The organism is Micromonospora sp. SCSIO 07396 (genome assembly GCF_053667945.1).
Genome location: NZ_CM132210.1, coordinates 5,002,559 through 5,021,699, shown reverse-complemented (window position 1 = coordinate 5,021,699; position 19,141 = coordinate 5,002,559). Strand labels below are relative to the sequence as shown.

General features: G+C 72.2%; 14 protein-coding genes and 1 pseudogene. 13 read left to right on the top strand and 2 right to left on the bottom strand.

All coding sequences use genetic code 11. The annotated features are described in order from the left end of the window. Positions 1–42 precede the first annotated feature (42 nt). Positions 43–1,014, bottom strand: coding sequence for an AraC family transcriptional regulator (locus ACWCHM_RS21490; RefSeq protein ID WP_204956709.1), 972 nt, complete (start codon positions 1,012–1,014; stop codon positions 43–45). 273 nt (positions 1,015–1,287) lie between these two features. On the opposite strand from ACWCHM_RS21490, the gene ACWCHM_RS21485 reads away from it, so the two are divergent. From ACWCHM_RS21485 to trpA, 12 genes are all read left to right on the top strand, one after another. Continuing rightward, complete coding sequence (locus ACWCHM_RS21485; protein ID WP_454219535.1) at positions 1,288–2,592, top strand: FAD-dependent monooxygenase; 1,305 nt, start codon at positions 1,288–1,290, stop codon at positions 2,590–2,592. 69 nt (positions 2,593–2,661) lie between these two features. Next, complete coding sequence (locus tag ACWCHM_RS21480) at positions 2,662–4,137, top strand: 4-hydroxyphenylacetate 3-hydroxylase family protein (RefSeq protein ID WP_454219533.1); 1,476 nt, start codon at positions 2,662–2,664, stop codon at positions 4,135–4,137. Then, the gene (locus ACWCHM_RS21475) at positions 4,134–5,612 is read left to right on the top strand and encodes an MFS transporter (RefSeq protein WP_421489202.1); all 1,479 of its coding nucleotides are present in this window, start codon (positions 4,134–4,136) and stop codon (positions 5,610–5,612) included. The genes ACWCHM_RS21480 and ACWCHM_RS21475 overlap by 4 nt, the downstream gene beginning before the upstream one ends. Positions 5,613–5,809: 197 nt before the next feature. After that, the gene (locus ACWCHM_RS21470; protein ID WP_204956713.1) at positions 5,810–6,733 is read left to right on the top strand and encodes an SDR family oxidoreductase; all 924 of its coding nucleotides are present in this window, start codon (positions 5,810–5,812) and stop codon (positions 6,731–6,733) included. Between the two features lie 166 nt (positions 6,734–6,899). Next, entirely contained in the window at positions 6,900–8,597 is a 1,698-nt protein-coding gene (locus tag ACWCHM_RS21465) for a beta-ketoacyl synthase N-terminal-like domain-containing protein (protein ID WP_454219531.1), read from the top strand. Between the two features lie 130 nt (positions 8,598–8,727). Further along, positions 8,728–9,915 carry a monodechloroaminopyrrolnitrin synthase PrnB family protein gene (locus ACWCHM_RS21460; protein ID WP_454219529.1) on the top strand — a complete coding sequence of 396 codons (1,188 nt, stop codon included), beginning with the start codon at positions 8,728–8,730 and terminating at the stop codon, positions 9,913–9,915. Next, on the top strand, positions 9,912–11,198 hold the full coding sequence (locus ACWCHM_RS21455; RefSeq protein ID WP_421489201.1) for a flavin-dependent oxidoreductase: 1,287 nt from the start codon (positions 9,912–9,914) through the stop codon (positions 11,196–11,198). Before ACWCHM_RS21460 ends, ACWCHM_RS21455 begins: the two co-directional genes overlap by 4 nt. After that, positions 11,195–11,824: a DsbA family oxidoreductase gene (locus ACWCHM_RS21450; RefSeq protein ID WP_454219528.1), complete on the top strand. Its 630-nt coding sequence runs from the start codon at positions 11,195–11,197 to the stop codon at positions 11,822–11,824. Before ACWCHM_RS21455 ends, ACWCHM_RS21450 begins: the two co-directional genes overlap by 4 nt. A 5-nt stretch (positions 11,825–11,829) precedes the next feature. Beyond that, positions 11,830–13,440 carry an FAD-binding oxidoreductase gene (locus tag ACWCHM_RS21445; protein WP_421489199.1) on the top strand — a complete coding sequence of 537 codons (1,611 nt, stop codon included), beginning with the start codon at positions 11,830–11,832 and terminating at the stop codon, positions 13,438–13,440. Positions 13,441–13,459: 19 nt separating this feature from the next. Then, on the top strand, positions 13,460–14,257 hold the full coding sequence (gene trpC / locus ACWCHM_RS21440; protein ID WP_454223134.1) for an indole-3-glycerol phosphate synthase TrpC: 798 nt from the start codon (positions 13,460–13,462) through the stop codon (positions 14,255–14,257). A gap of 38 nt (positions 14,258–14,295) precedes the next feature. Next, complete coding sequence (gene trpB, locus ACWCHM_RS21435) at positions 14,296–15,537, top strand: tryptophan synthase subunit beta (RefSeq protein WP_307821023.1); 1,242 nt, start codon at positions 14,296–14,298, stop codon at positions 15,535–15,537. Further along, positions 15,530–16,366 (top strand): tryptophan synthase subunit alpha, encoded by an 837-nt coding sequence (gene trpA / locus ACWCHM_RS21430; protein ID WP_372445877.1) that lies wholly within the window; start codon positions 15,530–15,532, stop codon positions 16,364–16,366. Before trpB ends, trpA begins: the two co-directional genes overlap by 8 nt. Before the next feature lie 208 nt (positions 16,367–16,574). Here the strand turns inward: trpA and trpD are convergent. Next, positions 16,575–17,600: pseudogene (gene trpD / locus ACWCHM_RS21425) on the bottom strand (anthranilate phosphoribosyltransferase); the annotation flags it as partial. A gap of 116 nt (positions 17,601–17,716) precedes the next feature. Between trpD and pdxR the strand changes: the two are divergent. Beyond that, a complete protein-coding gene (pdxR, locus tag ACWCHM_RS21420; protein WP_421489196.1) occupies positions 17,717–19,138 on the top strand; it encodes a MocR-like pyridoxine biosynthesis transcription factor PdxR in 1,422 nt (473 codons plus the stop codon). Positions 19,139–19,141 lie beyond the last annotated feature (3 nt).

The window sequence follows — 19,141 nt, the reverse complement described above, 5'->3', positions numbered from 1 at the left end:
CGTGCTGTCGGCGATACCACCGTTGCCCGTGATCGCGGCGCGTCATGATTCGTCGGTGCAGGGGACCCCGCAACCCGGCCCACCACCCAGTCCGTGATGTGCCCGATATCGGCCAGGCGTGTCATTGAGGATTTTTCGGAAAGCGAGATGAAATCCGACCGTGCTCTTGTATCCCACCATCTCGGGTATCGAACTCAGTGGGGTTTTGGTGTAGGTGAGCAGTTGAACGGCCTCCTGCACCCGGCGTCGGGTGAGATGCAGTGCGGGCCCTTCCCCGACGAGGTCCCGGAATGTCTTGGCGAAACTCGACCTGGACATGCCCGCGCGCTGGGCCAGCAGGTCCAACGTCCAGGGTCGTTGAAACTCCCCGTAAATGGCCGACAGGGCACGGCTGACGCCGGGGTGGCCGAGTGCCCGTAGCCCCGGTGCGTCAACCGTCAGCTTGCGCAACACCACTCGGAGCGCGAGCACGAAGACCATCTCGAAAGCGCGAAGGGTCACCAGCGGGCTGCCCGGTTCGCGGCGTTCGGTCTCCGCCACGAGTGACTCCAGTGTCCGGAGCAGGAGAGGCTCGTGGTCGAGCTCGGGTTTTCCCAGCATGAAGATCGGTGGGAGCGAGCGGTACAGCGGGGGCTCGCCGCCCGGGTCGTAGTTGAGGCTGGCGCACATCAGCTCGGTGACCGGGCCCGCCTCGCCGATCCGGACAATCGCCGACTCGCCGAGGCGGCGTTCGGGGAGCACGCTACGTAACGGCCGGGTCGGGGTCGGGGATCCGTCCCCTAATGTGTGCGCGGTGCCATAGGGAAAGATCGCCAGGTCGCCCCGTTGCAGTAGAATAGGCGGCCGACCGGGAAGTTTGACGTAACAACTATTTCGCAGGGCATAGTGCATCACCGCGCAGTGGTCGTCGTCGCCTTGGACGTTCCATGGGCCGCGTGCGATCCAGCGGCTGTGAAAAACGCTGACCAGACGTATCGGTCTGAGCAGCTCAGCCAAGACGTCAAGATCATTCATGGACGATCCTTAAGTGGAAGCGGAAAGTTCTTAATTGATCGTACCTAAGTCTTCCATGAATATTGCGGGTGACAGCGGGCCGTTTGGCCGCGACGATCGGTAAACCACTTGCGGATTTCAGGACAAGCTCCATGCACGGGGGGCCTTCCTGGCGTAACGCTGAGTTTTGCGGGCTCGACCCGGTCGCATGCCTCTCGCGACATCCGGTCACGCCTGCCCTGACGACGCGTCGCCAGCCGGCCGTCCGGCACGGACGAGATGGAGAGGACGCCGATGCGGATACTCATCGCCGGGGCGGGCATTGCCGGCCTGACCGCGGCCCTGAGCCTGCACGCGGCCGGTCTCGACGACATCCGGCTGGTCGACGCCGCCCCCGAGATCCGTCCCCTGGGCGCGGGGATCAACCTCCTGCCCAACGCCGTCCGGGAGCTCGCCGCCCTCGGCCTGGACGAAGCGGTCGGCGCGTCCGCCGTCTCGACCACCGAGCTGGTCTACTTCAGCCGGCACGGCGAGGTGATCTGGCGCGAACCACGGGGCCGGGCCGCCGGTCACCGATGGCCGCAGCTGTCGGTGCACCGTGGGAAGTTGCAGATGGTGCTCCTCGCCGCCGTCGAGGAACGCCTCGGCGGACAGCGCGTCCGGGCCGACGCCCGGGTCACCGACTTCCGGCTGCTGCCCACCGGCCGGGTGCAGGTCAACCTGGCCCACCGCACCGGGGGCACCACCACCACCGAGGCGGACGCGCTGATCGGCGCGGACGGCATCCGCTCGGGCGTTCGTCGCGTGCTCTACCCCGGTGAGGGGCCCCCGGTGTGGCAACGGCAGGTGGTGTGGCGGGGCATCGCCAAGATCCCGCCGTTCGCCGACAACCGGTCGATGTTCATCGGCGGCGACCGTACGTGGAAGGTGGTCGCCTATCCGATAGCGACCCGGCCGGACGCCGCCGGGCTGGTCGACACCAACTGGGCGGTGGCCCGCACCTTCGGGCCGGACGAGGTGGTCGACCGGGCGGAGTGGGACCGGGTGGTGGACCCGGCGAAACTGCTGGCCGCGCTGGACGGCTGGGTCTTCGGCCCACTGGACGTCGCTTCCCTCGTCACCGCCGCCAAGGCCCCCTTCGAACAGGCCATGGTCGACCGCGATCCGCTGCCCCGCTGGACGTTCGGGCCGGTGACCCTCATCGGCGACGCCGCCCACGCGATGTGTCCGATGGGGTCCAACGGCACCACCCAGGCGATCGTCGACGCCCGCGCCCTGGCCGCCGCGGTGGCCGGTCACCCGGAGGTCGACACCGCCTTCACCGCCTACGAACGGGAGCGGCTCGACCGGATGACCCTGCTCCAGAACTGCAACCGCGCGTTGGGTCCCGAGGTGGTCGTCGCGATGGCGGACCGGGCCAGCTCCGTCACCCGGCCCGGCCCGTCGGCGAGCGCCCTCGACCGGGAGTTGGCCGAGGTCTCCCGACGCTACGCGGAGCTGGGCGGCTTCGACGTGGCGATGGCCAACACCGACTCGTCCTACTCGGTCCGCCGCCGATCCGGCCCCGGCCGACCCACCCCGCAGGAGACCGGCTCCTGACCCTTCGCCGGACCACCGATCCACCCGCCGGCGACCGCCTGCCGTACCCCATAACCAAGGAGATCAGACATGACGCGAACCGGTGAGCAGTACCTTGACGCCCTCCGCGACGGCCGGGAGATCTGGCTGGACGGGGAGCCGGTCAAGGACATCACCAGGCACCGCGCCTTCCGTAACACGGCCCGGTCCATCGCCCACCTCTACGACCTGACCCACGAGGCGGGGTTCGCCCCGACCCTGACGGTCGACTCCGGATCGGGCGAGCGGATCCACCGGGCGTTCCACATCGCCCGCAGCTACGAGGACCTGGTCGCCAGGCGGAAGGCGCACAAGATCTGGTCCGAGGCGACCTTCGGGTTCCTCGGCCGGTCACCCGACTACATGGCCTCCGGGCTCGCCGGGTTCGCCGCGCTGCCCGAGGTCTTCGCGGGTGCCGGGTTCGACGGTCGGGAGAACGTCGCGGCGCACCACCGGCGGATGTCCACCGGTGACCTCTACCAGGCGTTCACCATCACCAACCCGCAGATCGACCGGACCCGGTCGGCGTCCGAGCAGGAGGAGAACGACCTCTACCTGCGGGTGGTCAAGGAGACCGACGGCGGGATCGTGGTACGCGGCGCGAAGATGATCGGCACGGCCGCGGCCTTCGGTGACGAGGTGGTGGTGGGCACGATCGAACCGCTGGCCCCGCAGGATGTGGAGTACGCGCTCAGCTTCTCCGTTCCCCTCGACACCCCCGGGTTGAAGTTCGTGTCGCGTACCTCGTACGAGGCCAGCGCCCGGAGCGTCTTCGACAACCCGCTCTCCTCCCGGTTCGACGAGAACGACTCGTTGCTCGTCTGTGACGACGTCTTCGTGCCCTGGGAGCGGGTGCTCGTCTACCGCGACGTGGATGCCAGCCTGCACCAGTGGTGGGCGACGCCGGCGTACAACAACTTCGTCCACCAGTCGGCCACCCGCTTCTGGACGAAGCTGGAGTTCCTCACCGGTCTGGCGATCCTCATCGCCAAGGCGAACAACACCTATCAGCTCCCTCCGGTGCAGATCCAGATCGGTCGCCTGATGAGCTGGGTCAACATCGCCCGCTCGATGTTGATCGCGGCCGAGACGGAGTTCGTGCCGGTCGGGTCCGACGGCGGTGTCATGATCAACCCTGAGATCGCCTCCGCGCACCGGGCCATGGCCGGTGACATCTATCCGAAGGCGGTCGCCGAGGTCAAGCTGCTCGCCGGCGGCGGACTGATCCAGTTGCCCGCCTCCGGCTACGACCTGCTCCACCCCGAGCTGGGGCCGGTGCTCGCCAAGTACGTCCGCTCGCCCGGCCACCCGGCCGAGGCGCGGATCAAGCTGCTCAAGCTCGCCTGGGACGCGTTGGGCTCGGAGTTCGCCTCCCGGCACGAGCAGTACGAGCGCTTCTACCACGGCGCACCGCACGTCTACCTGCCGGCGGTGGTCCGCGACGGCCGGCCGGACCTGTGCGAGCAGCTCGCCCAGTCCTGCCTGGACGGCTACGAGCTGGACAACTCGATGTACGGCGCCTCATGACCGATCGCAAGGTCTCCCCGGGCGGCGCCCCGGCGGCCGGTGCCGTCGGGGTGCCCCACCGCTGGCGGGCGCTGGCGGTGCTCGCCTGCACCCAGTTCCTGCTGATCCTCGACACGGCGATCATCAACGTGGCCGTTCCCTCGATCGGCGCGGATCTCGACATCTCACCCACCGGGCTGTCCTGGGTGGCCAACGCCTACCTGATCACCTTCGGTGGCCTGCTCCTGCTCGGCGGGCGTAGCGCCGACCACGTCGGTCGCCGCCGGGTCTTCGTCATCGGCCTGGTCGTCCTCGTGGTCGGCTCGGCGGTGGGCGCGGCCGCGGACTCGGCCGGCTGGCTGATCGCCGGCCGGGCGATCCAGGGCCTGGCCGCCGCGCTGGCCGCTGCCGCCGCCCTGGCGCTGGTGCTGGGCATCTTCCCGGAGGGTCCGGAACGCCATCGCGCCCTGGGCATCTTCGCCGCCATGGCCGGTGCCGGGGGTGCCGTCGGCACCGTGCTGGGCGGACTGCTGACCGACTCGCTCGGGTGGCGGTCGACGTTCCTCATGAACGTCCTCGTCGGGGCGGTGCTGGTCGTCCTGGCCCTCCGGCTGGTGCCTGACATGCACGAGCCCGGGGACCGCCGGGCCTTCGACGCGATCGGCGCCGGCACCGTCACCGCCGGACTGGGGCTGCTGGCGTACGCGTTGGTGTCCACCGGCAACCTCGGCTGGCTCGCCGGCCGTACGGTCGGCGCGGCAGTGCTGGCGGTGCTGTGCCTGTTGGCGTTCGTCGTCGTCGAACGGCGCAGCAGCCACCCGTTGGTGCCGTTGGGTGTCTTCCGGCGGCGTCGGCTGCGCACCGCCAACGTCCTGGGCGGGTTGGCCCAGCTCATCCTCTTCCCGACGTTCTTCTTCGTCAGCATCTATCTCCAGGACGTGCTCGGCTACTCGCCACTGGGCGGTGGGCTCGGTCTGTTGCCGATGTCGCTGGTGGTGATCGGGGTGGCCGGGATGTGCGAGCGGCTGATCGCCCGGCTCGGCCTGGAGGTCGCGATGACGGCCGGCTTCGTCCTGGTCGCCCTGGGCATGCTCTGGCTGTCCCGGCTCTCCCACGACGGCGACTTCGTCTCCGACGTGCTCGGCCCGACCGTCCTGCTCGGCATCGGGCTGCCGCTGGTCACCGTGACGACGAACGTCGCGGCGACGGCCGAGGCGACGGTCGCCGAGGTCGGGCTCGCCTCAGGGCTGATCAACACGAGCCAACAGATCGGCGCGGTCGTCGGTCTGGCGGTGATGGCCGGGGTGGCCGCCGCCCGGACCAGCCAGGTGACAGGCGACGATCCGGCCCGGCTGGACCCGGCGGCGACCACCGCCGGCTTTCAGGCGGCCTTCCTGGTGGGTGCGGTGGTCGCACTCGTCGCGGCGGTGGTGGCGGTCCGGCTCCGTCGGGCCCGGCCGGTGACCCCCGGTCCCGCGACAGTCTCCGGACGGTAGGCCGTCGCGGGACCGCGCGTCCGGCGGGCGGGGCGAGGGCCCGTCGGACACGCCGGTCCGCGACGGCAGGCGATCCGGTCCGCCGGCCGGTCCCGCTCGGACCCGGCCGGCACGAGGACCCGCACCGACGGGTCCTGCACGAAGCGCCACGTCCCCGGACACCGGCGCTGTCTACCACGATGCAAAGGAACTGAATGATGACCACAGAGCAGGGCAGGCAGTATCTGGTGTTCGGCGCGACCGGCGCCCAGGGCGGCGCGGTCGCCCGGACCCTCGCCGAGCGGGGCCACCCGGTGCGCGGTTTCGCCCGCCGGGACACCGGGTCGGTCCCGCCGGGGGTCAGCCTGGTCACCGGCGACCTGGCCGACCCGGCCGCCGTGCGCGAGGCGTTCACGGGCGTCACCCACGCCGCCGTCACCCTCCCGCTGGTGTACGACGCACAGACGGTCGCCGGCTACGCGCGCAACATCGCCGACGCCGCCCGGCAGGCCGGTGTGCAGCTGCTCGTGTTCAACACCAACACCTGCATCCCGGACGAGGCGACGCCGTACCCGGCGTACGAGACCCGGCGGGCCACGGAGACGATCCTGCGTGACAGCGGTGTTCCGCTGATCGTGCTGCGCCCGCCTGTCTACCTGGAGAACCTGTTCAACCCCGGGGTGGGCGGAGCGTTGGCCAACCAGAACGTGCTGGCCTATCCGCTGCCCGCCGACCGCCGGGTGGCCTGGCTGTCGCACGGCGACCTGGCCGCGGCGATGGTGGCCGCCCTGGACCGGCCGGATCTCGTCGGCAGGTCGGTGCAGTTCGGCGGCGGCGAGGTGGTGACCGGCCCCGAGCTGGCCGAGATCTTCTCCGGGGTGCTCGGCAGGCGGATCAGCTATCTGCCGTTGGAGGTCGACGCCTTCCAGGAGGGGTTGGCCTTCGCGTTGGGCGGGCCGGCCGCCACCGGTGTCGCCGGCATCTACCGCTGGGTCGGCCAGGAGGCCGGCCGGGACCTGTTCGACCTCGACCCGGCAACGCTGCCGAAGGCGTTGAACGTCGGTCCGCGGCCGATCGCCGAGTGGGTCGCGGCCCAGCCGTGGCAGCAGTTCGCCCAGGAGAACCAGACCGAACCCTCCTAGGGGGGTCGCCCGGGCAGTCCGGCCGGCACACCGGTGTGCCGGCCGGACTGCCCAGGCAGTGACGACCCACCGCTCGCAACGGCGCGGGGGATCCGCCGTACGACCTTTGCGGAAGGGACTCGAACACATGTGGTCAGCACGACGGCAGTCGGGGGAGCCGATCGCGGTGATCGGTGCAGGATGCCGCCTTCCTGGCGCGCACGGCACGACGCAACTCTGGCAACACCTGGTCGACGGTCGGGACCTGATCGATGAGGTTCCGGCGGACCGGTTTCGCATCGACGACTACTTCGCTCCGGCGCCGCCGCCACCGGGCCGTACGAACAGCCGCTGGGGTGGGTTCGTCACCGGGGCCGCCGAGTTCGACGCCGAGTTCTTCGGCATCGACGACGAGGAGGCGGCGAGCCTCGACCCGCAGCACCGGATGCTGCTGATGACCGCGTGGGAGGCGCTGGAGGACGCCGGTCAACTGCCCGAACACCTCGCCGGCAGCCGGACCTCGGTGTTCGTCGGGCAGAGCCAGGCCGACTACTGGGATCTCCAGAGCGCCCGACTCGACCGGCTCGGCCTGGCCGCCGTGCTCGGCGGACAGCAGCGCAGCATGGCCGCCGGTCGGCTCTCGTACGCCTTCGACCTGCGGGGGCCCAGTCTGACCGTGGACGCCGCCCAGGCGTCATCGGGGGTGGCGGTGCATCTCGCGGCGCAGAGCCTGCGCTCGGGTGAGAGCACGATGGCCGTCGTCGCCGGGATCAACCTGGTCCTCACGCCCACACCGGCGGTGATGTTCGGCCAGGCGGGGGTGTTGTCCGGCAGCGGGCGGTGCAGGTTCGGCGACGACACCGCCGACGGGTTCGTCCGTAGCGACGGCGTCGTGGTCGTGGTGCTCAAACCGCTCACCGCCGCGCTCGCCGACCACGACCGGATACGCGCCGTTCTGCTCGGCAGCGCGGTGAGCAACGACGGTCGGGCCAAGTCCGAGCTGGCCGCGCCGTCGGTGACCGGTCAGACGACCGCGATGCGCGCGGCGTACGCGGCGGCCGGGGTGCGCCCGGCGGAGGTCGACTACGTCGAGGCGCACGGGACCGGCACCCGGATCGACGCGGCCGAACTCGTCGCGATGACCGGGGTGCTCGCCGAGGGACGGCCCGCCGGCCAGCCCTGTCTGGTGGGGTCCATCAAGACGAACATCGGCCACACCGAGGCCGCCGCCGGTCTGGCCGGCCTGGTCAAGGCGATGCTCTGCCTGGAACACCGGCTCGTGCCACCGAGCCTGCACTTCCGCCACCCCCGGTCCGACGTCGACTGGGACCGGGTGCCCCTGGTCGTACCCGGTGCCCCGACCCCGCTGCCCGACCGTGGCCGGCCGGCAGTCGTGGCGGTCAACGGGCAGGGCATGTCCGGCTCCAACGTCCACCTGGTGCTCGCCGAGGCGCAGGCGACCGACCGGCCCGACGCCGGGACGACCCGGCCGACGGGGGCGTCCGACCCGGGCGTCGAGGGGTACCCGCTGGTGCTCAGCGCCCGCACCCCGGCCGGCCTGACCGAGCTGATCCACAGCTACCTGGACTATCTCGCGCCCGCAGGCGCGGGTGCCGCGTTCGACCTGCGGGACATCTGTTACAGCACCAACGTCAGGCGTCGGCGCTACGCCCACCTGACGGTCGTGCGGGGCCGTACCCGGGACGACCTGATCCGCGAGTTGCGCGCGGTGCTGGCCGACGGGCCGGGGGAGAGCGTGCCGGACCCGGCCGACCTCGGGCCGGCGGGCCGACTGGTGCCGCTGCCTCCGCGCCCGTGGCGGACCTCCCGGCACTGGCTGCACTGGGCGGTGCCGCCGGGCCCGCAGCACGCCTTCCGTGGCTGACCGGCGGTAACCGCCGCCACCGAACCGACCCACCTCACCGGGCGCGGCTGTGCCCTGGCGTCTCCTGCCGCCCCGGTGCGTGCCCCTCTGTCCAACCACCGTTCCGTCCCGTCCCCTCAGAAAGAGAGCAATGGCGAACGCAGCGATCACCGACCTGTCCAGCCTGGCCCGGATCGAAAACGTCAGGCTCCTCGACCCGCTCAACGCGGACTCGGCCTGTTTCCGGCTGCGCACCATGAACACGCAGACCGACGTGTCAGCGATAGTGGGCGCACTGCGCGCCCTGATACCCGGCCTCGACGAGGTCGCCACGTACTCGTTGGACGAGTGCCTCTCGGCGATGCGTGACCTCGGCATGTTCCTGGGCTCCCTCAAGCGGCACGGCGTGGAGCCGCTGCCGGTGGTGCCGGAGGTCACCGCGGTGCTGGAGGAACTCGGCCGGCGGACCGACATGGTGCCCCGGGACACCGTGCACCACTACACCACCTGGAACCCGGTGGGGCACCGCCAGCGGATGTACACCGGGGACCCGCAGGAGAGGTTCCTCCAGGAGTCGGTGCGGATGGTCTTTCCGGATCTGCGTACCGGCCTGAACACGTGTGACGTGCTGGCCGACACCGCACCTACCGATCCGGAGTTCGCCCCGCTGCTGGACGAGTTGAACGTCCGGCTGCACGCGATGGTGGACTCGATCGACCTGGTGCTGCAGCACGTCAGCCCGGTCTTCTTCGCCCGGGTGCTCCGCCCCTACTTCGAGGAGATCACCGTCTCGGGCCGGGAACTGCTCGGGCCGGCCGCCGCGCAGGTGCCGCTCTGGCTGGTCGACCAGGTCATCTGGGCGACCGACCGCAGCGAACCCGGGTACGACGAGTTCATCCGCCACTCGGTCCCTTACAGCCTGCCCCGGTGGCGGAGCTACTACACACGGTGGAGCGAGGGCAGGTCGGTGGTGAGCCGGCTGGTCGACGCCTACGGCGGGCTGGACGGCGCGACGACCGGCCGGGAGTCGCCGGTGTTGCGCCGCGGCGCGGAGGCGCTCGCCCGGGTGCTGCGGACGGTGGTGGTGTTCCGGGGGCGGCACCTCGGCATCGCCCGGCAGGCGTACCAGGCCGATCTCCGTCTCTACCCGGTGGGCAGCGGCGGCGCCAGCGTCGACCTGCTCCGGCAGATCATCGATCTGACCCGGCAGAACGCCGGTCTGGTCCAGGCCCGCCGGCCGAACCCGTCGACCGAGGTGCCGACGATCCGGCCGACCGCGCCGGCCGGGCCGGACCGCAGGATTCCGCAGCAGCGTTGGCGGGACGGGGTGGCCCTGTGAGGGTGCTGATCGCCGGTGGCGGCATCGGGGGCCTGACGCTGGCCCTGAGTCTGCACGCGGTGGGGATCACCGACATCAGGGTCGTCGAGGCGGCACCGGCGATCCGGCCGCTCGGCGTCGGCCTGAACATCCTGCCCAACGCGGTGCGTGAACTCGCCGAGCTGGGGCTGCTCGACGAGTTGTCGGCGGTCGGGGTCCAGACCGGGGAGCTGTCGTACTACAACCGCTTCGGATCGTTGATCTGGAACGAACCGCGCGGGCGGGCCGCCGGCTACCGCTGGCCGCAGTTGTCGATCCACCGGGGGCGGCTGCAGTTGGTGCTGCTCGACGAGGTGCGCCGACGGCTCGGCGACAAGACGGTGGTCGCCGACGCCCGGGTGCGCGACTTCGACATCCGGGCGGACGACTCGGTGCGGGTGATCGTGGATCATCCGGCCGCCGGTGGGGTCGGCGAGTTCGACGCCGACGTGATGGTCGGTGCGGACGGCATCAACTCGGCGGTCCGCGCCGCGCTCTATCCCGACGAGGGCGAGCCGCCGTGGAACGGGCTGCTGGTGTGGCGGGGGTCCGCCTGGCGGACGCCGTTCCTCAACGGCAGCACGATGATCATCGCCGGGGACGAGCGACGTCGGGCCGTGGTGTATCCGATGTCCCGACCGGCCGGGCCCGGGCAGCCGGTGCTGATGAACTGGGCACTGGCCCGGCCGGCAGCCGAACAGGACCGGCCGGCCCGGGCGGACTGGAACCGGAGGGTCGAACCGGATTCCTTCCTGTCCGACTTCGCCGATCTCCGCTTCGACTGGCTGGACGTGCCGGAACTGGTCCGGGCCGGTGGGGAGGCGTTCGTCTATCCGATGGTGGACCGCGACCCGCTGCCCCGGTGGACCTTCGGCCCGGTGACGTTGCTCGGTGACGCCGCGCACGCCATGTACCCGATGGGTTCCAACGGAGCGACCCAGTCGATCGTGGACGCCCGGGTGCTGGCGTTCTGCCTGGCGCGGCACGCCGACCCGGTCGCCGCCCTGGTCGAGTACGAGCAGCGGCGTCGGCCGGTCACCACGGATCTGCAGGAGCGTAACCGGCAGCTCGGGCCGGAACTCGTCATCAGCCTGGCGGCCCGGCTGGCCCCTGACGGTTTCACCGACGTGCACGAGGTCATTTCGGCAGGTGAGCTGGCCGAGATCTCCGACCGGTACGCCCGGTCGGGCGGCTTCGACGTGACGACTGTCAACGACCGCCCGTCCTACGACGTGCCGGACGCCGCACGGGTGGTGCTGCCGTGAGGGTGGACAGCTATCTCGACATCTCGTGTCCCTGGTGCTACGTCACCAAACGGCACCTCGACGCGGCCGTACGGGAGTTCGACGGTCCGGAGGTCCGGATCGTGCGGCATCCCTACCAGATCGACGGCGAACACCCCGCCACGCCGATGCCGATGCTCACCTGGCTGGCCGGCAAGTACGGCGAGGAGAAGGCGGCCCGGATGAGCGCCGAGGTCACCAGGTACGGCCTCGGCATGGGCATCGCCTTCGCCAACGAGGCCGGCTATGCGGTCAACACCCTGGCCGCCCACCGGCTGCTCTGGTCGGCCGGCCGGGAGTACGGCGAGGAGGTCCAGGGACGGCTGGAGGAACTGCTCTTCGCGGGCTACTTCGTCGACGCCGTCGACGTGTCCGACCCCGAGGTGCTGGTCGATCGCGCCACCCGGGCCGGAATGGCACCCGGGCGGGCGGCCCACCTGCTCGCCACCGACGCGGGCACGGACGAGGTACGGGAGTTGGTCCGGCGGGCCCGGCGGGAGACCGCCGTGGTGCCCCTGGTCGTGGTCGACGGCCGACGCCGGCTCGACGGCCCGCAGGAAAGCGACCGCCTGCTGGCGGCGCTCCGACAGACAGCGGAAGGAAGGTGAACCCGGTGGAACTGACCCGTCGTGGAGTGCTGGGTGGTTCGGCGGTGGTCGGTGGCGCGGCGGCTGCCGCGTTCGTGGGCGTGGCACCCGCGGTGTCGGCCCGGCCGGCAGCGGGGGACGGCGGCACCCTCCTGACCGTACGGCCCGGTGATCCGCAGTACGCCGACCTGGTGCGGGGCGTCAACCAGCGGTGGGTGGGCCGCCCCGGCCAGGTGGTGGTGGCCACCTCGACCCCGGACGTGGTGCGGGCGGTGGAGCAGGCGGCGCGTACCGGGCGGCGGTTGTCGGTCCGCAGCGGCGGCCACTGCTTCGAGGACTTCGTCAGCGATCCGGCCGTGGAGATCCTGCTGGACCTGGGGGGCCTGGACCAGATCGGCTTCGACCCGGCCCGGCGGGCCTTCGTGGTCGGGGCCGGCGCCCGGCTGGAGGAGGTCAACCGTCGGCTCTTCGCCGGCTGGGGGGTCGCGTTGCCGGCCGGTTCGTGCCCGAGCGTCGGGGTCGGCGGGCACATCTCAGGTGGCGGCTACGGCCCGCTCAGCCGCCTGTTCGGGCTGACCGTCGACCACCTCTACGCGGTGGAGGTGGTGGTGGCGGACAGATCGGGTGCGGCGCGGGCGGTGACCGCCACCCGGGAGGCCGACGATCCGCACCGGGAGTTGTGGTGGGCGCACACCGGCGGTGGCGGCGGCAACTTCGGGGTGGTCACCAGGTACTGGTTCCGGTCACCCGGCACCGACACCACCGACCCGCGCCGGCTGCTGCCCCGGCCACCGGCGGAGCTGCTGGTCAACACCGTGATCTGGCCGTGGGAGGCGATGGACCGGGCGGCGTTCACCCGGTTGCTGCTCAACTACAGCCGGTGGTACGTCGCCCGCAACCGTCCGGGGCTGGTCGAGAACCACCTCTACAGCCACCTGATCACGTTCCACCGTTCCGGGGGCGCCGTCGTGCTCAACACGCAGGTGTCGGGGCAGGCGCCCGACCCTGACGGTCTGCTCGACGACTTCCTGGCGGCGGTCGGCGACGGGGTCGGCGTGGCCGGGCAGAGCACCGTCCGGCGCAGGCTGCCCTGGCTGCTCGGCACCCAGTGGTCCGGGTTCGCCGACCGGCCGGTCGGTCGCCGGATCAAGGGCAAGTCGGCGCTGCACCGGACCGCGTTCACGCCGGCGCAGGCGGCAGCCATCCACCGGGCGTTGACCTCGACCGACTACTCCCACCCGGGCAGCGGGGTCCTGATCGCCCCGTACGGCGGTCAGGTCACCGCCGTCGCCGGGTCCGCCACCGCGAGTTCACACCGTGACGCCGCGCTGATGCTCATGTATCTGAGCGAGTGGGACGACGAGTCGGAGGACGCGACGCACATCGGCTTTCTCCGCGGGTTCTACCGGGACGTCTACGCCGGCACCGGCGGCGTCCCGGTGCGCGACCGCGGTACGGGGGGCGCGTACATCAACTATCCCGACGTCGACCTGCGGGACCCGGCGTGGAACCGGTCGGGCAGTTCCTGGCAGGAGCTGTACTACGGCGCCAACTACCCCCGGTTGCAGCGGGTCAAGAGCCAGTGGGACCCGCTGCGGCTGTTCCAGCACCGGCTCTCGGTCGAGCCGAATCGATGAGGAGGACGTACCGATGAGCGTGTTGCAGGAGATCGTGCGGGACGTACGCGCCGATCTGGCGGCCCGGGAGGCGCGCGTCGGACCGGCGGTGCTGGAGGAGATGGTCGCGGCGGCGGCCCCGCCGTTGGACGCGGTGGCCGCGCTGCGGGGCGACACGGTGCGGGTCATCGCGGAGATCAAGCGGCGCAGCCCCGCCAAGGGGCCGCTGGCCGACATCGACGACCCGGCGGGTCTCGCCCGGGCCTACGTGGCCGGCGGCGCCGCCGCGATCAGCGTGCTCACCGAGCCGCGCCGGTTCGGTGGCTCCCTGGCCGACCTGACCGCGGTCCGTGCCGCCGTGCCGGTGCCGGTGCTCCGTAAGGATTTCATCGTCTCCGCCTATCAGCTGTGGGAGGCGCGGGCGCACGGCGCGGACCTGGTGCTGCTGATCGTCGCCGCGCTCGGTCAGCCCGAGCTGGAGTCGTTGTTGCGCCAGGCCACCGACCTGGGGCTGACCACCCTGGTCGAGACGCACGACGCCGAGGAGGTACGCCGGGCGGTCGACGCCGGCGCGCGGGTGATCGGCATCAATGCCCGCAACCTCAACACCCTGGCGGTCGACCCGGGGGTGTTCGCGACGTTGGCGGCGCTGGTGCCCGACGACGTGGTCCGGGTCGCCGAGTCGGGGGTCCGGGTCCCCGCCGATGTCGGGGTCTACCGGGATGCCGGCGCAGCGGCGGTACTTGTCGGCGAGGCGCTGGTGACCAGCGCGGATCCGGGGGCATCGGTGGCCGCCCTGGTGGCGGCGGGCCGTCGGCCGGCGGGAGCGTCCCGGTGACGCCCGCGTGGGCGGCGTCGCCGCAGGCCTACGTGGCGGTGGTCGCCGAGGCCCTCGACGGCCCCGAACTGCCCGATGGCGCGGACGGCCACTTCGGGCAGTTCGGCGGGCAGTTCATGCCGGAGGCGCTGATGGCGGCGCTGGCGGAGGTGACGGAGGCGTACCACCGGGCCCGTAAGGACCGGGAGTTCCATGCCGAGTTCGCCGCCCTGCTGACCGGGTTCGCCGGGCGGCCGAGCCCGCTGACCGAGACGCCCCGGTTCGCCGAGGGCACCGGGGCGCGGATCCTGCTCAAGCGGGAGGATCTCAACCACACCGGCTCCCACAAGATCAACAATGTGCTGGGTCAGGCGCTGTTGACCCGCCGGATGGGCAAGAAGCGGGTGATCGCCGAGACCGGTGCCGGCCAACACGGCGTCGCCACCGCCACCGCAGCGGCATTGTTCGGTCTTGAGTGCGTCGTCTACATGGGCGAGGAGGACATCCGCCGGCAGGCGCTCAACGTCGCCCGGATGCGGGTGCTCGGCGCGCAGGTCGTCCCGGTGACAGTGGGCAGCCGCACCCTCAAGGACGCCCTGAACGAGGCCATCCGGGACTGGGTGACCAACGTGGAGACCACCCACTACATCCTCGGCACGGCGGCCGGACCGCATCCCTTCCCGGCCCTGGTCCGCGACTTCCACCGGGTGATCGGACTGGAGGCGAAAGCCCAGCTGGCCGCCGTCAGCCCGACACCGCCGACGGCCGTGGCGGCCTGCGTCGGCGGCGGCTCGAACGCCATCGGCGCCTTCCACGCGTTCGTGCCCGACGACCGGGTGCGGCTGTACGGCTTCGAGGCCGGCGGTGCCGGCGTGACGACCGACCGGCATGCCGCCTCGATCACCGGCGGCTCGGTGGGCGTGCTGCACGGTGCCCGTACCTACCTGCTCCAGGACCGGTACGGACAGACCCGGGACAGCCACTCGATCTCGGCGGGGCTGGACTACCCGGCGGTCGGGCCCGAACATGCCTGGCTGCACGACACCGGCCGGGTGCGGTACGAGCCGGTCGACGACGACGAGGCGATGCGTGCCTTCGCCCGGCTCAGCCGTACCGAGGGCATCATCCCGGCGATCGAGTCCGCGCACGCGCTGGCCGGCGCGCTGCGGATCGCGCCCTCGCTGCCCACCGGCCCGGACGGCGCTCCACCGGTGATCGTCGTCTGCCTGTCCGGACGCGGGGACAAGGACATGCACACCGCCATCGAGCACCTGGGCCTGGAGGGGGACGACCGTGGGTGACCCGACCGGGCCGCAGACCAGACTGAGCCGGACGCTGAGCGCCGCACGGGCGCAGGGGCGGGCGGCGCTGATCGGCTACCTGCCGGTCGGCTTCCCCACCGTGGCCGGCTCGATCGCGGCGATGGAGGCGATGGTCGAGGCGGGCGTCGAGGTGGTCGAGGTCGGCCTGCCGTACAGCGACCCCGCCATGGACGGGCCGGTCATCCAACATGCCGTGGACGTCGCGTTGGCCGGTGGCACCGTCACACCGCACGTCTTCGAGGCGGTCGAGGCGGTCACCGCCGCCGGGGCCGCCGCCGTCTGCATGACCTACTGGAACCCCGTCGAGCGGTACGGCGTCGACCGGTTCGCCGAGGAACTGGCCACCGCCGGGGGCTGCGGGCTGATCATTCCCGACCTCATCCCGGAGGAGGCGGACCGCAGCGGCTGGACGGCGGCCAGTGACGCGTACCAGCTGGACCGGATCTACCTGGTCGCCCAGACCTCGACGGCCGGGCGGCTGGCCCGCACGGCCACGGCCAGCCGGGGCTTCGTCTACGCCGCCGCGTTGATGGGCGTCACCGGCACCGGCGGTGCCTCGGCGGAGGCGGCGCAGGCGCTGGTCAGCCGGGTGCGGACGGTCACCGACACGCCGGTCTGCGTCGGGCTCGGGGTGTCCACCGGGGCACAGGCGGCCCGGATCGCCGGCTACGCCGACGGGGTGATCGTCGGTGCCGGTTTCGTCCGTCGACTGATCGACAACGAGGACCCGGGGGCCCGGCTGCACGCGGTCCGCGGCTTCGCCGGCGAGTTGGCCACCAGCATCCGGGATGCCCGTGTGCCGGCCTGACCTGTCGGGCGGACCGACAGCCGACGTACGGCTGTCGGTCCGCCCGCCGTCCTCACCCGGCCACGGCACCTCGTCCGGCCGACGATCCGGCGGTGTCCACGTGACCGTCGCCCGCCGGGCGGACCCGGTCGGGCCCACCGGTCGGGCGTGCCCCGACCGCCCCGGCGTCGCCCGGATCCCGGGTGCCGCCGCCGACGAGCGCACCGCCGACCTCCCGCCAACGATCGAGCAGCCGGCGGGCGGCACCGGAGTCGATGGACTCGGCGGCGAGGCGTACCCCGGCCGCCAACCGGGCGGTGACCGGTTCGTCGGTCGGGCGGGCCGCCGCGATCCCGGCCGCCGCCGCGAGCAGCACCGCGTCACGCACCGGTCCGGTCACGCCGGCCAGCACCTCGCCCGCGACCCGCGCACTGTCCTCGGGACCGCAGGTGCGCAACGCGGCCAACGGGGAGTAGCCGATACCGATCTCGCGGGGGTCGAAGACCTCCTCGCGCACCGCCAGGTCACGGACCACCCAGACCCGGGACGTGGTGGTCACCGTCAACTCGTCCAGCCCGTCGTCACCACGGAACACCAGGGCGCTCCCGCCGGCATGAGCCATCACCCCCGCCACCAGCGGGGCGGCCCGCAGATCGGCCACCCCGATCGCGTGGGCCGACGGCCGGGCCGGATTGGACAGCGGCCCGAGCAGGTTGAACACGGTGGGCACGCCGAGCTCCCGACGGACGGCGGCGGCGTGCCGCATGGCCGGGTGGAACACCGGCGCGAAACAGAACCCGATGCCCACCTGGTCGACCAGGGTCGCCACGTCGGCGGCGGAGAGCCGCAGCGGCACCCCGAGACGCTCCAGCACGTCGGCCGAGCCGCTCGACGACGAGACCGAGCGGTTGCCGTGCTTGACCACCCGGATCCCCGCGCCGGCCACCACGATCGCGGCCATCGTGGAGATGTTCACCGTCCGGGCACCGTCGCCGCCGGTGCCGACGATGTCGAGCGTCGGACCCGCCACCGGCACCGGCACCGCGTGCGCGTACATGGCCTGCAACAGCCCGTCCACCTCGGCGACGGTCTCGCCCTTGGCGCGCAACGCCACCAGGAAGGCGGCCAGCCGGGCCGGCGGGACCGCACCCCGCATCACCTCGTCCATCGCCCACTCGGTGTCCTTGGCGGTCAGGTCCTCCCGCCGCAGCAGGGCGCTCAACAGTGCGGCCCAGTTCCGATCGGTCTCGGTCATCAGTTGCCCCCTCACGTCCTCCTGCCCACTGTCGGATCGGGCGGCAGGTCGTGCCAGGCCACCCCGGCGGCGAACGGCCGGTCCACTTCCCCCGTCGCGGACCGGGGAGCAGCGTGATGGCCTGGCGGTTGTTCATCCACGTCGACCGGGACTGCGGCACCCCGTTGACCGTGCAGATCCACGACGCCATCCAGCGGGAGATCGTCGCCGGTTCGCTGCGACCGGCGACCCGACTGCCCTCCAGCCGGCAACTCGCCGCCGACCTCGCGGTCTCCCGCAGCGTCGTGGTGGAGGCGTACGACCGGTTGATCGCCGAGGGCTACCTGGACGCGGTACGCGGGTCGGGCACCCGGGTGGCCCGGCACATCAGCCCGGTCACGGCCCGACCCGAGCCGGTGCAACGGCCCGAGGCGCAGCTCGTCCGCTTCGATCTGCGGCCGGACGCCGGCGACGGGGTCCACTTCCCGCACAGCGACTGGCTGACCGCGTACGACCGCGCGGTGCGTTCGGTCCGGCTGCCCGATCTGGACCGGCCGCCGTCCTGCGGGGTGGCGGCGTTGCGTACGGAACTCGCCGGTTATCTCGGTCGGGTCGTCGGGGTCCGGGCCGAACCCGGGCAGACCCTGGTCACCGCGGGTTTCTCGGCGGCGCTGCGGCTGCTGAGCGGCGCGTTGCGCCGGATCGGCATCGACCAGTTGGGCGTGGAGGATCCCGGCCACCCCCGGCACCGACGCCTCGCCGCCCGGTTCGGCCTGCGCCCACACCCGGTGCCCGTCGACGACGGGGGGATCGACGTACGGGCCCTGGCCGCCAGCGGGGTGCGGGCGGTGCTGACCACCGCGGCCCACCAGTTCCCGACCGGGGTCACCATGAGTGGGGAACGCCGTGGCCAGTTGTTGCGGTGGGCCCACGACAACGACGCGTGGATCATCGAGTTGGATCACGACGGCGATCTGTGGATGGAGCCCCGGCCCCGGCCCCTCGCCCTGCAACGCGAGGCCCCCGACCGGGTCGTCTACGCCGGTACGGCCAGCACGATCCTCGGCCCGGGGCTGCGGGTGGGCTGGCTCTGCGTCCCGTCGCCGCTGCTGCCCGTCGTCGACCGGGTCGGCGTCGACCGGGAGTTCGCGGTGGACAGCCTGACCCAGCTGGCCTTCGCCGAGTTCATCCGCAGCGGGCTGCTCGACCGGCACGCCCGGCGGATGCGGGCCCGCTGCCGGGCCCGGCGTGAGGCGTTCAACCAGGCGGTCGGACGCCACCTGCCCCAGGCCCGCACGATCGGCTCGACGGCCGGCCTGTACGCGTACCTGAGGCTTGCCGGGCAGCTCGACGAGGCCGCGCTGCTGACCGGGGCGGCCTGCCGCTCGGTGCTGGTCGCCGGTGGCAGGTCCTTCGCCGTCGACCGTCCGCCGCCGTCCGCCGCCCTGGTCGTCGGGTACGCCGGACTTCCCCGCTCGGGACTGTTCGAGGCGTTCCGGCTGGTCGGGGAGACGGCGGCGGGACTGCCCGGCCAGCCCCGCCTGCGGCACACCGCCTGACGG

Bases quoted from the DNA above. Each gene is read 5' to 3' on its own strand.
- ACWCHM_RS21460 (WP_454219529.1), top strand. From the start codon at position 8,728: ATGGCGAACGCAGCGATCACCGACCTGTCCAGCCTGGCCCGGATCGAA.
- ACWCHM_RS21480 (WP_454219533.1), top strand. From the start codon at position 2,662: ATGACGCGAACCGGTGAGCAGTACCTTGACGCCCTCCGCGACGGCCGG.
- ACWCHM_RS21475 (WP_421489202.1), top strand. From the start codon at position 4,134: ATGACCGATCGCAAGGTCTCCCCGGGCGGCGCCCCGGCGGCCGGTGCC.
- pdxR (WP_421489196.1), top strand. From the start codon at position 17,717: ATGGCCTGGCGGTTGTTCATCCACGTCGACCGGGACTGCGGCACCCCG.
- ACWCHM_RS21485 (WP_454219535.1), top strand. From the start codon at position 1,288: ATGCGGATACTCATCGCCGGGGCGGGCATTGCCGGCCTGACCGCGGCC.
- ACWCHM_RS21490 (WP_204956709.1), bottom strand. From the start codon at position 1,014: ATGAATGATCTTGACGTCTTGGCTGAGCTGCTCAGACCGATACGTCTG.
- ACWCHM_RS21470 (WP_204956713.1), top strand. From the start codon at position 5,810: ATGACCACAGAGCAGGGCAGGCAGTATCTGGTGTTCGGCGCGACCGGC.